The sequence below is a fragment of the Pelosinus sp. IPA-1 genome, from assembly GCF_030269905.1.
In the GTDB taxonomy this organism is placed as follows: Bacteria; Bacillota; Negativicutes; order DSM-13327; family DSM-13327; genus Pelosinus.
This window is the reverse complement of the sequence record NZ_BSVC01000016.1, coordinates 20485-37967: the sequence shown is the minus strand read 5'-3', so window position 1 is coordinate 37967 and position 17483 is coordinate 20485. Positions and strand designations below refer to the sequence as shown.

General features: G+C 37.6%; 14 protein-coding genes. 1 reads left to right on the top strand and 13 read right to left on the bottom strand.

The features are described 5' to 3' along the window. Positions 1-474 precede the first annotated feature (474 nt). From QSJ81_RS24785 to gatC, 9 genes are all read right to left on the bottom strand, one after another. Positions 475-744, bottom strand: a complete 270-nt coding sequence (locus QSJ81_RS24785) for a thioredoxin domain-containing protein (RefSeq protein ID WP_285719999.1) — start codon at positions 742-744, stop codon at positions 475-477. Between the two features lie 137 nt (positions 745-881). Then, complete coding sequence (locus QSJ81_RS24780) at positions 882-2006, bottom strand: radical SAM protein (RefSeq protein ID WP_285719998.1); 1125 nt, start codon at positions 2004-2006, stop codon at positions 882-884. A 308-nt stretch (positions 2007-2314) separates the two neighbouring features. Then, positions 2315-3688 carry a 23S rRNA (uracil(1939)-C(5))-methyltransferase RlmD gene (gene rlmD / locus QSJ81_RS24775; RefSeq protein WP_285719997.1) on the bottom strand — a complete coding sequence of 458 codons (1374 nt, stop codon included), beginning with the start codon at positions 3686-3688 and terminating at the stop codon, positions 2315-2317. 98 nt (positions 3689-3786) lie between these two features. Continuing rightward, the gene (locus QSJ81_RS24770) at positions 3787-6210 is read right to left on the bottom strand and encodes a Lon protease family protein (protein WP_285719996.1); all 2424 of its coding nucleotides are present in this window, start codon (positions 6208-6210) and stop codon (positions 3787-3789) included. A 93-nt stretch (positions 6211-6303) separates the two neighbouring features. Continuing rightward, a complete protein-coding gene (locus tag QSJ81_RS24765; protein ID WP_038669700.1) occupies positions 6304-6555 on the bottom strand; it encodes a hypothetical protein in 252 nt (83 codons plus the stop codon). Positions 6556-6571: 16 nt separating this feature from the next. Beyond that, positions 6572-7252, bottom strand: a complete 681-nt coding sequence (locus QSJ81_RS24760; RefSeq protein WP_285719995.1) for a CPBP family intramembrane glutamic endopeptidase — start codon at positions 7250-7252, stop codon at positions 6572-6574. 265 nt (positions 7253-7517) lie between these two features. Then, complete coding sequence (gene gatB, locus QSJ81_RS24755; RefSeq protein ID WP_285719994.1) at positions 7518-8954, bottom strand: Asp-tRNA(Asn)/Glu-tRNA(Gln) amidotransferase subunit GatB; 1437 nt, start codon at positions 8952-8954, stop codon at positions 7518-7520. After that, positions 8955-10421, bottom strand: coding sequence for an Asp-tRNA(Asn)/Glu-tRNA(Gln) amidotransferase subunit GatA (gene gatA / locus QSJ81_RS24750; RefSeq protein WP_285719993.1), 1467 nt, complete (start codon positions 10419-10421; stop codon positions 8955-8957). A 13-nt stretch (positions 10422-10434) separates the two neighbouring features. Beyond that, positions 10435-10725 (bottom strand): Asp-tRNA(Asn)/Glu-tRNA(Gln) amidotransferase subunit GatC, encoded by a 291-nt coding sequence (gene gatC, locus QSJ81_RS24745; RefSeq protein WP_038669693.1) that lies wholly within the window; start codon positions 10723-10725, stop codon positions 10435-10437. A gap of 266 nt (positions 10726-10991) precedes the next feature. Between gatC and QSJ81_RS24740 the strand changes: the two genes are divergently transcribed. Then, positions 10992-12110: a DUF362 domain-containing protein gene (locus QSJ81_RS24740; RefSeq protein WP_285719992.1), complete on the top strand. Its 1119-nt coding sequence runs from the start codon at positions 10992-10994 to the stop codon at positions 12108-12110. A gap of 300 nt (positions 12111-12410) precedes the next feature. On the opposite strand, the gene QSJ81_RS24735 is transcribed toward QSJ81_RS24740, so the two are convergent. The 4 genes from QSJ81_RS24735 to QSJ81_RS24720 all read right to left on the bottom strand — a co-directional run bounded on the left by QSJ81_RS24735 (position 12411) and on the right by QSJ81_RS24720 (position 17342). Next, positions 12411-12566 carry a hypothetical protein gene (locus QSJ81_RS24735; protein WP_285719991.1) on the bottom strand — a complete coding sequence of 52 codons (156 nt, stop codon included), beginning with the start codon at positions 12564-12566 and terminating at the stop codon, positions 12411-12413. A gap of 156 nt (positions 12567-12722) precedes the next feature. Next, complete coding sequence (locus QSJ81_RS24730; RefSeq protein ID WP_285719990.1) at positions 12723-13556, bottom strand: Cof-type HAD-IIB family hydrolase; 834 nt, start codon at positions 13554-13556, stop codon at positions 12723-12725. Beyond that, a complete protein-coding gene (locus tag QSJ81_RS24725; RefSeq protein ID WP_285719989.1) occupies positions 13546-14898 on the bottom strand; it encodes a tetratricopeptide repeat protein in 1353 nt (450 codons plus the stop codon). Before QSJ81_RS24725 ends, QSJ81_RS24730 begins: the two co-directional genes overlap by 11 nt. A gap of 185 nt (positions 14899-15083) precedes the next feature. Further along, positions 15084-17342, bottom strand: coding sequence for a HelD family protein (locus QSJ81_RS24720; protein WP_285719988.1), 2259 nt, complete (start codon positions 17340-17342; stop codon positions 15084-15086). Positions 17343-17483: the final 141 nt, after the last annotated feature.

Here is a 17483-nt window from a genome sequence, read left to right as displayed (position 1 = left end):
CTCGTACTACACTATGCTTTTCCCTAAATAAATAAAACCGAAAACGCATATACAGCATTTCAAATAATTTGCCGATTTCACAAGTTATTTTCTCAGTAGTTTCCAAACTATCAAAACCAAGCTTTTGCTTGACGTTTCGTTTATTAAACTGACTCTGCTAAATTTCTAGTGGTGTCGTTTTAATAAAAAAATTCGCCTAAACCAAAGTATAGGCGAACATAACACACATATAAAATTACTCTAAAACCAGCAAACCTTTTAAATTCAGCCACTCCCTCTCTATCAACGCCACACACTCAACATGTGTTGTAATAGGAGCTTGATACTAATATACGATAAATTAGGAGGTTTGACACCCCCACGACACCTCTATTTTTAAGAGTCAGTGAGAGCGGTATTAGAAGTCAAAAAAGCAACATCCCCATGGGTTCCCCTAGTCCGATCCAGAATGCCATAGTAATGAATATCATAAAGTTAAATATCTGTTTTAATGGCTTCTTCAAACACTTTACGTACAATATCTTTAGTAGTGCCACCTTCAAAAATTTTACGCTTTTCTACATAATAAGTTGGAACATAATAATAATCGTATTGCTTTGCAATTGCAGGAGTCTTCTCTTCATCAATGATTTCTACTTTAATGTCTTTATATTCCGGTTTCTCTTGCTTTACTTCATCAATCCAATTAATTGCCCTTTTACAATGAGGGCACCAATCCGTTATAAGTACAGTAATATCTTTCATAAGTCTACCACCTTTCTTATAATTGCATTATTAATACTGTTGTCATTATATTAGAGTGATAAATTCCTTTAATAGTTATTCATGGTGTTTCTCGAAAGGTCTCCCACAACCACCCCAGTATCAATTGACAAGACTTTCTAAAAAATCATCTCTCCTGGTTTATAGCCGTCAGGCAATTCTTCTTCACTTAAAAATTCGAATTTGTCATCACGCAGTATTGGTAAAAATACTTCATATGGAATCCTGGAAAACTCACCGGCATAATTACTGGCTCCGAACCATTTACCCTCTTTGCTGCTCAAATTTAAATCTCTAGCAAATTTTGTATTATTTGAGCAATCATGTACTACTAAATCCCACTTATCTTCATCGGCTATTTTCATGAATTTCAGAGTTAATTCCCTACTCCAAATTGGAGATATATAGCCATGTCTGGAAATATACATATTTTCCCCATAATAATTGTCTATGTTATTCTCATTTAAATGTAATTCTGCACAATTGATAAAATCGAGTTTTGTTTCAAAGATTGCTTGCTTTTTCTTTAAAAAAGCCTCGAAAAACTCAGGAGTCATTGGCGTTTCAATACCTACATTTTTAATATATTTTTTTGCTATTCCAATATTCTCAATAACTTTATCTGAACACTTAGAAGCACCCAGGTTAAAACGTATCTCGTTAAGACCAGCTTCACCCAATGCCTTCAGCGTCTCTTCCGTAGCTAAGATGCCATTTGTATATAGATGTTGATGAATTTGAGCATCTCTAAATTTCTTTATTACAGGATAGTATTTTTCAATTTCTATGAATGGTTCTAAATAAACGTAGGAAATGCCAGTGGGTTTCTGGTGGATGGAAAGAAGTAAATCAATATCCTTCTCATAAAATTTTGTGCCTCCAATTTCCCACATACCTTCGCCAACTGGAGGAATATCGTCTAGTTCTCCATAATTATAACAGAACTTACACTCTATGTTACATTTGTTCGTTTTTCTAATAGCACTGAGTCCAGTGCCTAACAAGCAAGAACGACAGCCTTTTGCGAATTTACTTTCATTTCCCACAAAAAAAGTTCTATTCTCCAACGTTTTTAAACTTTTAATTTCCGACATTAACATATCATTTCTATGTTCGATCGCTGCCTCAATTTGTGCAAAGGTAGCGTAAATGATTTCTTGTTGTTTTATCATAAGTTCCTCTTCCTCAGGCAATTGCGAAAAAAAATCAAACCATATCAACGCATCTTTCTTTGAAATTTTCATAATGTATCCTCCTCTAATTAATCCGTTAGTGTTAAATTTTTGAAACCGTTGCATGGTCTTATTTGGGCTAATACTATATTATAAATAATACATTCAGCAACTGAATACCCTTATATGCGATCATATCTCTTACTTCAATAGCAGGAAAAACTGCATGAGTATCATTTCACTATAATATTCAATACCTTTACACGAATCCCCTCTACTGGGCAACACCCCTAAACAAAAAATCGCTCAAACCGGAGTCTGAGCGAACATAATTACACACTTGTAAAATTAACTAAAACTGTGACAGTCCGCATTACTACCTACTTCCGCTCTATCAACGCCACGCACTCCACATGATACGTATGTGAAAACATATCAACTGGCTGAATCTCTTTTGTTTTGTACCCGTATTCCTCTAAGATAGCCAGATCTCTTGATAAGGAAGAAGGATTACAAGAGACATAGACAATACGTTCAGGGTTCATCGATGCAAAGGCTTCTAATACATTCTTGTCACAACCCGCCCTTGGTGGATCGACAACAATGGTATGAGGACGAATCCCGTCCTTAGACATTTGTGGCATTACATTAACCATATCCCCTGTAATAAATTCTACATTATCTACCTGATTGATCTCTGCATTATGACGTGCATCACGAGTCGCTGGTTCCACGATTTCAATACCATATACTTTTTTCGCATGTTTCGCTAAAAACAGAGTGATGGTACCAGTGCCGCAATATGCATCAATAACCGTTTCATGTCCTGATAATCCGGCATATTCTACGGCTTTATTATACAGCACTTCTGCTTGTTTCGTATTGACCTGGAAGAAGGATCGAGGTGAAATGTGAAAAATGAATTCGCCGAGTCTATCCGTTATCGAATTTTCTCCCCATAAGGTTTTTGTACGATTCCCTAGAATCACATTGGTGCGATTGGTGTTTATATTTTGTACAATGCTTACTAGATTAGGGATTCTTTGGCGTAAGGCTGCGATAATCTTCTCTTGGTGCGGCAATTCATAGGTTGCCGTTACCAACACTACCATTACTTCATCAGTAGCCGTTCCCACCCGCCCTAATACATGACGCATAGTTCCGCGCCCTGTACGCTCATCGTACGTACTAATTCCTAGTTCAGTTATGATTTGCTGCACAGTCTGAGCAACAAGATTATTAGCCTCATGCTGAATAAAGCAATGCTCTGTATTAATAATATTATGAGTTCCTTGAGCAAAACAGCCTACGGCAATTTTCCCCTGAACCGTACCAATAGGAAATTGCATCTTATTACGATAATACCAAGAATCTTCTGCACCGATGGTAGGATGAATTACCACCTCTGCCAGTTTCCCAATACGAGTAACAGCATCTACTACAGTTTGTCGTTTTAAAGCAAGCTGTTCTTTATAATCAACATGTTGTAATTGGCAACCGCCACACTGATAATAAATAGGGCATTTAGGTTGACATCGCATGTCTGCCGCTTTTACTACCCTTTTTAATTTACCTTTGGCATAGCTCTTTTTCACTTCTGTAATTACAACTTCTACTGTTTCTCCTGGTAAACCATAGGGCACAAAGACAGTAAAACCTTCATATTTTCCTACACCTTCACCACTATGACCTAAACTGACAATATCAAATGTATATGTATTATTTCTTGTTACAGGTTGTATTTGTTTTTCCACTTATTATCACCTTTCTACTTATAACTTTACAAAATAGATGCCCTTCATCATAGAAACAAAGGGTGCCAACTAAGGCACCCTTCTATTTATAGCAGGGATTATTGAGCTTTGCTTTCTTCTGCCGCTTTACTTAATTTAATAAGGCGATCTGTATATTCTTTCAATTGCTGATTGACTAAGTAATGTATACTACCAGAAGGATAGGTGCCATCCTCTTGCATTTCGCCTGCTGGTACGTCTGTCAAAATTTCTATCCCTTGATCAATTGTCTTGACCGCCCAGATATGAAACTTCCCTTGACTTACTGCTTCAATTACTTCATCATTTAAAGCCAATTCATCCACATTCTGATGAGGAATCATAACACCTTGTTCACCAGTTAAGCCTTTAATCTTACATACACTAAAGAATCCTTCGATTTTTTCTGTAACGCCGCCAATAGGCTGCACTTCCCCTTTTTGATTTACAGATCCAGTAATGGCAATCGATTGTTTTATAGGAACACCTGATAAACTTGATAGCAGCGCATATAATTCAGTACTAGAAGCACTATCCCCATCTACTCCGCCATACAATTGTTCAAATGTTAAGCTTGCTGTAAGAGCTAAAGGATACTCCTGAGCATATTTTTGCCCGATATAACCACTTAAAATTAGCACACCTTTGCTATGGCTTGTACCGCTCATTTTGGTTTCCCGTTCAATATTTACAATACCGCCTTTTCCCATATAAGTATTGGCGGTGATTCGAGAAGGTTTACCAAACATGTACTCTCCAACTGCCATGACAGCCAAACCATTCACTTGACCAACCTTTCGGTCTTCTGTGTCAATCATGAGTTTACCATCAGCTATCATTTCCTGCAAGTGCTCTTCGTATTTATTTGATCGATATCTTTTTTCTTCGATGGCTTGTTTCACATGTTTCCCTGTTACAATATCACTCTTGTCCATAGTAGCCCAAATATCAGCTTCACATAAAATTTTGACGACTTCGCTGAACCGAGTTGTTAATTTTTTTTGACTTCCGGCCAAACGGCAAGAATACTCTACCATTCTAGCCACAGCAGAACGGTCAAAATGCTTTAACTCTTTCGTTTCAATAGCTGAGCTAATGAAACCTGCCATTTTTTTAACATTATCTTCGTTTCTGTCCATTTGCGTATCAAAATCAGCATGGATTTTAAATAGTTTGCCAAAATCTTCATCATGATTATACATTAAATAATATAAATAGGGGTTACCAATCAAAATTACTTTGACATTGATTGGTACAGCTTGTGGTTTAAGAGTAGCCATAGCAACCATACCATATTGTTCACTAAGATTTTCTACATATAATTTTTGTGTTTTTATAATCCGCTTTAAAGCTTCCCATGCCCCCATGTTGGTTAACACATCTCGGGCATTTAAAATAAGATAACCACCATTAGCTTTATGCAGTGCCCCTGCTTTGATCATCGTATAATCAGTACTTACCATCCCCATACGAGTTTCGTACTCAACTCTGCCTACTAAGTTATAATAGGTTGGATTTGATTCTACAATGACAGGAGCACCTTTAAGCTCTCGATTATCCACTAACAAATTGACTTTATATTTATCCCGGATAGAATCCTGGGTATTCTTTTTGAGAAAAGCAAAAGGATTGCTTTGGTCATCCTCGCCACTATTGGCTTTAAAATCACTAATGTTTTTTACAACATCTGCTTTGATAGCTTCTAAATATTCTACAACTGTACTATGTTCTTGGTATTTTTGCCTGACTTCATCAATCATGTTACCTGCGGCATACAAACCTACTTTTCCATCCAGTTTGCGGATTTCCTCGCGCATTTCCCGTTCTAGATCTTGCATACGCCGAATTACTTCCATAGCTTTTTCATGAACAGAGAGCAATTTTTTTTCAGTAGCTTCTCTTTCTTCTTTGTCTAATGACTGAAATTCTTCAGGGGAAAGAGTTTTACCATCTTTCATTGGCATGCCAACGAAGCCTGTCGTTGACCACTGAGGCAATATACCGTATTCGCTAGCCTTTTGATTAAAGGAATCGATGATAACAGTGCGTCGTTCTTGAAATGATTTGATTGTTTCATTTTTTGCGCTTTCATAGTCATCACTACTAAAAACTTTCCCTACTTCTGTTTTAATGTCCTCAATCAAATCTTCTATATCTTTGCAAAAGACATGTCCCAAACCTGGCGGCAATAGTAAGGCAATGGGTTGGCTACTGTTCTTAAAATTATTTACATAACACCAATCACCTGGTGTCTGTTGTTCTTGAGCAACTTTAGCAACAGCCGACTTGGCATAAGTGATTTTCCCAGTACCCACCAATCCAGAGATAAATATATTGTATCCTTGGTTTTTGGCAAACAAACCAAATTCAACAGCCTTCACTGCACGTTTTTGGCCAATCATTACATCAAGAGGAGATATACTGGCTGTAGTTTCAAAATTAAATAAAGTTTCATCACAGGTAAAACGGAGCTTATCTACTGGCAGTTCAGGATATTTGGTCATCGTACCGCTCCCCTTTTTCACATTTTAATAGTAATCACTTCGACTTGTTTGGTCAAAACCCCTTTTACCTTTACCAAGTTCTTCTATCGGCGATTATGCATAATCATCCCAAGCTATAGAAGTTTCTCCGCAGCGAACACACACATCAAAAAATTCTTGCGGATTCTGACTTACTGCATTGATAATGGCTTTTGTAGCACCTGAACTATGCATAAAGATCAGTTCCTTTTCTTGATTAAATTCCCCTATGATTCCTGAAATAGGGCCATTGGCACAGGTAGCTGACGGCGGGATCTTACTTGCACCAAAACTTTTCATATTACCACAAAATTGACACTTCGGCATACCTTTCATCTCCCTTTCATATAAATGATATACCCCAAAACAACAGTAAAATTTTTGATGTATTAATTACAGAATGAGCAATGATTGCGCTAATCAATGATCCTGTCCAGTAATAAACAAATGATAAACCGACTCCCACAACAATCATTTCACCCAGCCAATAGAGATTAAAGTGCATGAGTGCAAATATTAAGGAACTAACTATGGCTCCACCCCAGAAACCCCAACGTTCTTTCATCGGTAAAAAGGTAAATAATCGATACAGTATTTCTTCCGTTAAAGGCGCCAAAACACCCGCTAAGAATAACGGTATCGCTAAATCTCGCCAGGAAGCAGCGTTTTCTACTTGTACCAGTAATGGATGTGGACTAGGTGTTACAAAAAGAACAGTTGTATATAGTTTCTCACTAAATATGCTGACTCCTAACAATAAAAAACCAACCAATAAACCTTGTACTACATTTGCTGTAAGATGTTCCAATGAAAAACCTAAACTACGGAAATTTCCATTACAACTGCGTACCGTCAAATAAACTAGTATTAATACTACTATTCGGTCTGTTACTTCCACTACAAAAGGTGTAACGACAAAAATTAGAGGGTAAAGTACTCTTACTAATAGCAAGCCAACCAACAATCGTAATATATGAATTGACAAAACTGCCTTAAGATTCCAAGGAACTTTATCATATATCATATTTTTACCTCTTTATAGACAAGACATATTAATACCATTATGCACGTCCAACTTATCTTTCATCCTTGGAAATTTTTAAACACAAAAAAGTAGCTTCCGTGTCTTGGTTTTGACACGAAAGCTACTTTCTCTCTCATTTTATCCGATGACTAAACCGCTCTAAGACTCCCATCTTATATAAGTGGGAGTTAAGAGCGGCTAAGTCCCTGGATAAGAAGGGCTAAGATTCAGATGGAGTTAAAACTCCATCTGAATCAAGTCTTCTTTATAATCTTTCTCGTAATAAATTATTTACCATGTCTGGATTAGCCCGGCCTTTAGTTTGTTTCATAATTTGTCCGACTAAGAACCCGATTGCTTTATCCTTACCTGCTTTAAAGTCAGCTACAGACTGAGGATTTGCAGCAATTACACTATCAACGATAGCAACAATTTCGCTAGTATCTGAAATCTGTACCAAACCTTTTTCCTTGACAATAACTTCTGGAGCTTTACGACTGACCCACATTTCTTCAAATACAGCTTTTGCTATTTTATTAGAAATAGTACCTTTCTCGATTAAAGCCAGTAATTCTGTCAATTGTTCTGGCGAAACAGGACATTCTAAAATGCTAATGCCTTCATTATTTAAATGCTTTGATACTTCACCCATCAACCAATTGGCTACTGTTTTTGCATCGCCATTAGCCTGTACACTTTGATCAAAATAATCAGCCATGGACTTACTCGCAGTAATCACATTGGCATCATACTCTGATAAACCATAGGCATCCATGAGACGTTGTTTACGCGCATCTGGCAATTCAGGCAGATTTGTGCGAATTTCTTCCACTCTTACAGGATCTACAACGATAGGTACTAGATCTGGCTCTGGCAAGTAACGATAATCATGAGCCTGTTCTTTACTTCTCATAGAAGCTGTCATTCCCTTGTTCTCATCCCAAGTACGTGTCTCTTGAATTACTTTTCCACCATCATCAAGAAGATCTTCTTGACGAGCAATTTCATATTCTAGGCCCCGTTGCACAGATCGGAAGGAATTTAAGTTCTTGATTTCTGCCTTGGTACCAAGAGTGGTTTGTCCTCTTGGACGAAGTGATATATTAGCATCACAACGCAAACTGCCTTCTTCCATTTTGCAATCAGACACATCTAAGTATTCTAATATAGCCTTTACTTTTTCTAAATAGGCTTTGGCCTCTTCCGCAGAACGAAGGTCTGGTTCCGAAACAATCTCAAGTAGAGGTACACCTGTACGATTATAATCTACTAAAGCATAGTCAGAAGTATTAATCGTAGCACCAGAATGTACTAACTTTCCAGCATCTTCTTCCATATGAATACGGGTAATGCCAATACGTTTGGTTTCCCCATTGACCTCAATATCCAAATGACCATTTACTGCAATGGGCAGATCATATTGAGAAGTCTGGAAGTTCTTCGGCAAGTCAGGATAATAATAGTTTTTACGATCAAACTTACTGAAAGGTAAAATTTCACAGTTCAAAGCCAACCCTGCCCGAATGGCAAATTCTACGACTTTTTCGTTAATAACTGGCAGTACGCCAGGTAATCCTAAACAGACTGGACAAACATTGGTATTTTGGTCAGAACCAAATTTTGTACTACATCCGCAGAAAATTTTTGAATTTGTCTTTAACTCTGTATGAATTTCTAAACCGATTACTACTTCATAATCCATCTATTTAACCTCCCCTAGGGTTGCAAAGCCCTTGTGGTAGTCGTTATTTTGTTCAAAAGTATAAGCCGTACGGAGCAATGTTTCTTCACCAAGTGGTTTACCAATGATCTGCATACCAATAGGCATGCCGCCAGCAAAGCCACAAGGGATTGAAATCGCCGGTACTCCAGACAAGTTAACAGGAATGGTGCAAACATCCTGCAAATACATAGCTAGAGGGTCATTTGCCTTTTCGCCTAATTTAAAGGCCGTTGTTGGTGCTGTTGGCGTAATTAAAACATCGACCTGTTCAAAGGCCTTATCAAAGTCCTGTTTTACTAAGGTACGAACTTTCAATGCTTTTAAATAATAGGCATCATAATAGCCGGAACTTAAGGCGTAGGTACCGAGCATGATACGTCGTTTTACTTCTGCACCAAAAGCCTCACTACGAGTGTTCTTATACATTTCAACAATATCATTACCTTCTACTCGATGTCCAAAACTTACACCGTCATAACGAGCTAAGTTAGAACTAGCTTCTGCTGGTGCAATCATATAGTAGGCTGATAAGGCATATTCAGTATGAGGCATTGAAATTTCTTTGTATTCAGCTCCTAATGCTACCAATTGCTCAATGGCTTTATTAATTGCTCTTTCTACTTCTGCATCCATTCCTGAAACAAAATATTCTTTTGGTAGGCCGATTTTCAAACCCTTAATATTGTTCACTAAGGATTTCGTATAGTCAGGCACTCCAGTGTTAATGGAAGTAGAATCTTTCTCATCATAGCCAGCAATCACGTTCATCACATGAGCGCTATCCGTAACATTACGAGTTATCGGTCCAATTTGGTCAAGGGAGGAAGCATAGGCTACCAATCCATAACGGGAGACGCGACCATAAGTAGGTTTTAGACCTACGACACCACAATATGCTGCTGGCTGACGAATGGATCCGCCTGTATCAGAACCTAAAGCCCAAATGGCTTGTCCTGCAGCAACAGCTGCTGCTGATCCACCACTTGATCCGCCTGGTACAGTACTTAAATCCCAAGGATTGTGAGTAGGGAAAAAACCTGAATTTTCTGTTGACCCGCCCATGGCAAATTCATCCATATTGGCTTTGCCGACAACCACAGCATCCTCTGCTGCTAGCTTTTCGGTAACTGTTGCATTATAGGGAGGTACAAAGGTTGCTAAAATTTTAGAGGCGCAAGTGGTTTTTGTACCTTTTGTGCAAATATTATCTTTCAATGCGCCGGGAATACCAGCCAACACAGAAATTTTCTCACCACGACCAATTTTATCATCAACTGCCTGAGCCTGGGCTAAGGCGTTCTCACGAGTCTGGGTAATAAAGGCCTGAACATCTTTTTCAACAGCATCAATCCGGCCTAGTACAGCTTTTGTCAATTCTACAGCTGAGATTTCTTTTGTTACTAATTTTGTATGTAATTCACCAGCCGTATGTTTAAATAACTCCATGCTTATCCTCCTCTTATCCTTCCATAACCTTAGGTACTTTAAAATAACCATCTTCCTGCTCAGGAGCATTTGATAAGGCTAATTCCCTAGGCAATGAGGGTTTTGCTTCATCTGCCCGCATCACATTTTTTAAAGGCAATACGTGAGCTGTAGGTTGTACATTATCAACATTCAACTTATTTAAAACGTCAGCATATTCCAAAATAGCGTCCATTTGTCCAGTAAATGTTTCAAGTTCACTTTCGGAAAATTCCAATCGCGACAATAACGCGACATTTGCTACATCTTTACATGTAATCTTCACAATTTCACCATCCAAACTTAATATTGATCAGGAAATTTCATAATAAAGTATATTATATCATGTTTGCTCAAAATTCAAAAATAAAAGTTCTATTTTGGTAAAATAGGTACAAACTTCCCATAATCTTGACGAACTATTTACCCTAAGGTGTATAATGTATGTGCCTATAAAAAATTTGATTGTAAAGAATGCAATTAATAGTTAAAATTTAGAAATAGGAAGATAATTATGCACTTATTGTGCCGCTAAAATAAGAGGAGGCTATTATGGAGAAATCAAAAGTTTATTTTACCAATCTACGGGCAACAGCCAATATGAATTTACTCCAAAAATTAGAAAAACTGGTTAGAAAAGCTGGAATCGAACAAATTGATTTTACGGGTAAATATACTGCAATTAAAATACATTTTGGTGAACCAGGCAATCTTGCTTACCTTAGACCTAATTATTCGAAAGTGATTGCCGATGTGGTAAAAAGCTTGGGCGGAAAGGTATTCCTTACCGACTGCAATACTCTCTATGTAGGTAGACGCAAAGATGCTCTTGAGCATATGGATGCAGCCTATGAAAACGGCTATAATCCTTTCACTACAGGCTGTCAAATTATTATTGGCGATGGTTTAAAAGGAACGGATGAGGCTTATGTTCCCGTGCCAGGTGGCGAATATGTGAAAGAAGCCAAAATTGGGCAGGCCATTATGGACGCGGATATTATAATCAGCCTGACACACTTCAAAGGTCACGAACTCACTGGCTTCGGCGGTGCACTCAAAAACATTGGAATGGGCTGTGGATCAAGAGCAGGAAAAATGGAAATGCACAGCGATGGTAAACCACGAATAAATAAAGCCTGCGTTGCCTGTGGTGCCTGTGCCAAAATTTGTGCTCACAGCGCCATAACCATAACCGATAAAAAGGCTAAGATTGACTATGCTAAATGTGTTGGCTGTGGAAGATGTATCGGCACTTGTCATTTTAATGCAATTGGCGCTGCCTGGGATGAATCAAACGATGTCCTCAACAAGAAAATTGCCGAATATTCTTTGGCTGTATTAAAAGATAGACCCCATTTCCATATTAGCCTAGTCATCGATGTAGCCCCCTTCTGTGATTGTCATGCAGAAAATGATCTGCCAATTATTCCTGACATTGGTATGTTTGCCTCTTTTGACCCCGTCGCACTTGATGTAGCTTGTGCTGATATGGCTAACCAAGCTCCCATTATTTCTGGAAGCTATCTAGCAGAACAGGTTAAAAAACAAGCCTCCAAAGACGCGCAGGATCACTTCGTGGCAACTCATCCTGAGACAAATTGGATGAGCTGCGTTGATCATGCTGAGAAAATTGGGATTGGTACAAAAAATTATGAACTTATTGAGGTCTAAGCCTTTTTAAAAAACATTTTTTACTGCAATGATATGCATTAACCCCTTTTCAATTGTAAAAAAGAAGTGCTAATTCTAGCACTTCTTTTTTACGGAATCAGAAAGTATAACACTTTCTTGATTCCAAGTAAGAACGACTAAGGCTTCTGCCTGCGTCCGAGGACTTGGCACAAGCCAAGTCTTTTCTTATTCTTTCAATAAATAAACTCTTGCAAGATTTATCATTGAAATCATGCAAGAGTTCGTTTCAGCCAACATGGAACTGCTGACATTAACAATTTAGTTCATAACCCTATAAACCTATTTAGATTCATCCTTTTCATCTCGGCCAAATCCATATACTATGTTTTTATAGTCTGTTATAAATCCATCGAGTTTTGATTCAACTGTGATGATTCTGGCTTCACTAGAAGTAATCTTTTCCAAAATGACTTCCAATAATTCACGGTCAGTCATGATCACCCCTCCTCAAATTTATTCTCATGATAATTCCATTATATGTCTTTGAATCAAAAAGGTGCCTCGAATTACCTCATTTGATTCTACTATCATGATTAAGAATATGAGACCATAACCTTCCCGTAATTTTTTCAATTTAATTTTTGTTTAAAATCAATTACCCAAAACAAACTTATTTATTGCATTGGCTACTCCTTCATTGTCATTTGAATCCGTTATGTAATTGGCTTTTTGCTTTACTGCATCCTCGGCATTCCCCATCGCAATGCCAATGCCTGCATATTCGATCATTGATACATCATTTTCACTGTCGCCTATTGCCATTATCTCTTCACGCTTTACATCATACAGTAAAGCTAGTCTTTCAACTGCTTTTCCTTTGGAGACGCCTTTACGGGTAATCTCAATGTTATATTTGGAAGAATCCACAATTTCCAGCTCGTCCATTTTCTTTAATTCATCCCGTAGTTCATAAATTGAAGTTGGATCTCTGTATATAATCTCACTTTTTACAATGTTCTCTTTTTCATTATGTAATACCCTTTTCCACTGCTCCCAAGAGTAAACATACTGCACATCTAACTTGTTGCTGCGTGTGCCTAATATTTTACTTGCTAAATAAAAAAGCTTAAACATAAAGTTTCCATAGTAAAACTTATGTGGCGTACAATAATAAGGCGTAATGTCATGCCTACGAAACATTTCCAGTAAGTCTAGTGATAAACTCTCACCGAGAATATCTTTGTAAATCACTGCATCATTATCTTTTTCTTTTATAAAGGCTCCATTTGATGCAATAACCGGAGATTTTACACCAATTAAATTAGAATAATATTCAGCGTCAGTATACATTCGCCCCGTACTTATCACGATATGGACACCTAATTTATGCGCTTTTAGTATAACTTCTTTTGTTCTTTCTGTAATTTTATGCTTGCTATTTAGAAGTGTCCCATCCACATCAATACAGACAAGCTTATACGCCATAACTGGCATGCTCTTCTAATAATTCTTTCATTTCATCTTGCTGCTTATATAAATATCCATGCTCCCAATTCAAACTTATGGCCCTTTCAAAATCGTTGATCGCATTTTCAATAAACTCAATGTTTTTACTCACACGAGCCTTTCTAGCATAAAGTAATGCTCTTTTGGCATATGCATCATCATGTTCAGGTTCTAAAGTAATGACTTGACTATAATCATGAATCGCTGCTAAAAATTCTTTGGAAATAAAAGCAAGTTTTTCTTGATCATTATCAGCTGCAGCTTGTCTTTCATCCTGCATTGCTACGTCATCATATAGTTCACCACGTCCCAAATACCCTTTTGCATCTTTGGGTGCCAAGGCAATTGCTTGTGAGTAGTCAGCCAATGACTTATCTTTTAGCCGAAGATTTCGATGATAGCATTTACCTCGATGAAGATAGGCGGCAGGTTCATTTGGGTTTACCTCAACTGCTCGTGTGAAATCACGCAGTGCATCTACATGTTGGTACTGAATAATGTATAATAAACCTCGCTGCACTAAGGCATCATAGTGATCAGGATTCGTAAGTAATACTTTCGTAAAGGCATTACATGCTCTTACCCAATCTTTCTGCGCCAATAATGCCATGCCATATAAGTAATCTTTGTCTCCTTGGCCTTCTCTAAGTTTTTTTGCTTGATTCTGTTGTTGAATCAATTGTTCGTTAGTGTTTTTCTTACAATAGTCCGCTATACTCTCTATTGTTACTGGTATGTAATTTTCTTCATAATTCGCCAAGCTGCTTTTAATATACTGAGAGTCAACAGCTGCCCTTGCTGGGTCTTTAGGAGAATTATCTTTATTAAATTTATCTCCTCTTGTCGCTAGAATACGTTTCTCCAACTCAAGATGCAATCTTTCAATGTTTTTTTCAGTACCTGCGATATCCTTATATCGTTTTAACTGTTCCTCTAACAAGTGACGAACCCAATCTTCCTCTAAATAAAACGTCGTATAAAATTTTTCTACTATCCAGTTTTTGATGGGTAGAGCCACTTCCTCAGGCTTATAGTTTGGTTGGTTTTGGGCTAACCAATCCTCTACCCGATAGTAAGTATAACAGGCAATTTCAAAGATGGTCGCATCTCCTAAATACTGCATTGCCACTTGGTGTAATTGCTTGTCCTCTTCTTGAGTATTATGTTTACCACACTGAATACTGTTATGTATAAGTCCTACAAATAATGCATAAACATCGGGATTCACTCTATCAACCGTCTCTATTTCTCTTGCTACCCATTTACGAACATTTGAACTGCTTTCTGTATTCTTTGAAAACAGACTTGAAAAGATACCCAAAATCAGCCCTCCTTTTGTTATTCTATAATTATCGCATAAATTGAAAATTTCGCAATACTTCTGAAAAAGGGGATTTGATTCCCCTTTTTTTACGGAATCAGAAAGTATAACACTTTCTTGATTCCAAGTAAGAACGACTAAGGCTTCCGCCTGCATCCGAGGACTTGGCACAAGCTAAGTCTTTTTTATTTATGACTTGGTAAAATTTCATATAGATTCTCATCCATTTCTCTAAGGAATGGAGAAGGATTACCTAAGTAAAAAAGGCTTAGATGATGCAGTGTTCGTGTACAAATTGTATATAGAATATTACGTTCTTCCTTATGACTGTAGTTAATAGCATCAACATTAGTAACCAATACCGCATCAAATTCTAACCCTTTGGCTAAATAAGAAGGAATGACAACGATTCCTTGATGGAAAGCGTCATCTTCATCAATGACAAGAGTAAGATCTACATGTTCCTTAAGATCAGAAAAGATTTTTTTAGATTGATAGGTATTTTTACAAATAATCGCGATTGAACGCAAACCTTCCTGTTGGATATTATCTATCGCATGCACTAGATTCGGAACCAATTCTTGAAGTTTCTCAATCTGAGTGATAGAGGGTAATTTTCCTGAACGATTGATGGCTTCTACGGTTACTGGATCAGAGAGGATGGCCTGACAAAAAGCTTGAATTTCTTTCGTCGAACGATAACTGCGAGTCAGCCGAAAGGCAATGGATTTGTCCGTACCAATGATTTCGCTCATATCTTTAAAACTTGCCGTATTTAAGAATGGATGCACAGATTGAGCAGGATCTCCAACCACTGTCCATGTAGAGTTAGGAAAGAGAGTCACCAATATTTTGAATTGGAGCCTAGTATAATCTTGTGCCTCATCGATGATCAAGTGCTTTATATCTCGATTTACAGGGAAACCTTGCAATGCGCCTTGAAAGTATATAAACCCAGGAATGTCTTCGTAAGGAAGAGTACCGTTGTTGATATAAGTAAGGGTTTGTTTTTGAATGGCTTGCCATTCTCTAGGAAAATCAGCCTTGGATTCGGACCGAGCAAAAAGCCAGCTACCTTTAAATAGACGACGATACTCGGATAAAGGGATTATTTTAGTCAATCTATTAAGTTTCTCATAAAAGGAATTAAATTCTTCCCTAGCAGCTATCCTTGCAAGGGCTTTGATTGTATTTTCGTCAACTTCTTCTGCCTTAGCTACGATCTGTGCTTCTTTTTCCTTACGGACTTTCTTGAAAAATGGGCGCATTCTATCTTCGATGACTTGTTTTATCTTTTCTAGGCGAACAATTACTGGCATACTCGCAAGATTTCCCAAGTAATAGTGTTTCCACTCTTCCTTGGCAAAGATGGTTTGCCCGCCGAACTCAATGGCTGGATAATCATTCACTAGGTTGGACTGCATCCATTCTATATACTCCTCAATGATCCGCTCAAAATTACGTGACGACTTAAAACGGATGTTGTCTGCACGCAGCGCTTGTTCTGGACCGCTCCCATTTGATAATACGGTTTCTAAATGAAAAGTGCGAGTTTCAAGTTTTATAGGCAGCTGAGCTATGGATTCTAAGGCACAGTCATAAAAGGTCTTGCGCAGTACATTTTCTTCTCCCATTTCTGGTAACACATTTGAAATATAATCACTAAATAAGTGGTTAGGAGAAAGGATTAAAACATTTTTTTCATTGAGAATATTCCGATCACGATAGAGCAAGAAAGCAATACGATGTAAGGCTACAGAAGTTTTTCCGCTACCTGCCGGACCTTCCACGAAAAGTGCTCGATGGTTTGCATCGCGGATGATTTGATTTTGTTCACGCTGAATGCTATTGATAATGGTATGCATCTTATCATCAACACTTTTACCCAGTATTTCCTGTAAAACTTCATCATCTATTTTTAAATCAGAATTAAACATATACTGCATAGAACCGTTGGTTATTTTATATTGACGTTTTAAGGTTATTTTCCCTTCTATCGTCCCCTCGGAACATTCATAGGACGCCTTACCTAATCCGAAATCATAAAACATACTGGATACGGGTGCACGCCAATCATAAATAAGAAATTCACCAGTTTCCTCATTCATTAGAGTAGAGATACCAACATATACTTGCTCTTCCTGGGGCGTAGCACTTCCATCTTCTTCAATAAAATCAATACGTCCAAAATAAGGAGAGTAAAGCATCTTTCTTAATGTACGAGGAGTACTGTGAGTCAAGGAAGAGATTGCCCTTTGACGATTTGCTGTTTCAACCAACTGGGCTTCATCACTGCCGCATTTCTCCCAATAGTTTTCTAGCGTCTCCTTTAGCTCAGACTGTTTCACTATACAATTGTCCTCGCTTAACGCAAGTTGTTTTTTTATTTCTTCAAGGGTTTCCTCTAATCTTAGAATTTCTTCTTGCCTTTCTTGGTCGTTCATCTTGGCCTCCATGATAGAAAATTAATACAATACAGATTCCATTTTTCCTATATTCCTGTAAAGATCATAATAAGGATTGTATCATAATACATTTCCTCTGGCTATTGTGCTCACAATACGTTTTTTTAACAAAGCCATTGA

Excerpts from the sequence above, each read along its gene's own strand:
- QSJ81_RS24780 (WP_285719998.1), bottom strand. The coding sequence starts at position 2,006 with ATGAAAATTTCAAAGAAAGATGCGTTGATATGGTTTGATTTTTTTTCG.
- QSJ81_RS24730 (WP_285719990.1), bottom strand. The coding sequence starts at position 13,556 with ATGGCGTATAAGCTTGTCTGTATTGATGTGGATGGGACACTTCTAAAT.
- QSJ81_RS24740 (WP_285719992.1), top strand. The coding sequence starts at position 10,992 with ATGGAGAAATCAAAAGTTTATTTTACCAATCTACGGGCAACAGCCAAT.
- QSJ81_RS24770 (WP_285719996.1), bottom strand. The coding sequence starts at position 6,210 with ATGACCAAATATCCTGAACTGCCAGTAGATAAGCTCCGTTTTACCTGT.
- QSJ81_RS24720 (WP_285719988.1), bottom strand. The coding sequence starts at position 17,342 with ATGAACGACCAAGAAAGGCAAGAAGAAATTCTAAGATTAGAGGAAACC.
- gatB (WP_285719994.1), bottom strand. The coding sequence starts at position 8,954 with ATGGATTATGAAGTAGTAATCGGTTTAGAAATTCATACAGAGTTAAAG.
- QSJ81_RS24785 (WP_285719999.1), bottom strand. The coding sequence starts at position 744 with ATGAAAGATATTACTGTACTTATAACGGATTGGTGCCCTCATTGTAAA.
- QSJ81_RS24760 (WP_285719995.1), bottom strand. The coding sequence starts at position 7,252 with ATGATATATGATAAAGTTCCTTGGAATCTTAAGGCAGTTTTGTCAATT.
- QSJ81_RS24765 (WP_038669700.1), bottom strand. The coding sequence starts at position 6,555 with ATGCCGAAGTGTCAATTTTGTGGTAATATGAAAAGTTTTGGTGCAAGT.
- QSJ81_RS24735 (WP_285719991.1), bottom strand. The coding sequence starts at position 12,566 with ATGACTGACCGTGAATTATTGGAAGTCATTTTGGAAAAGATTACTTCT.
- gatA (WP_285719993.1), bottom strand. The coding sequence starts at position 10,421 with ATGGAGTTATTTAAACATACGGCTGGTGAATTACATACAAAATTAGTA.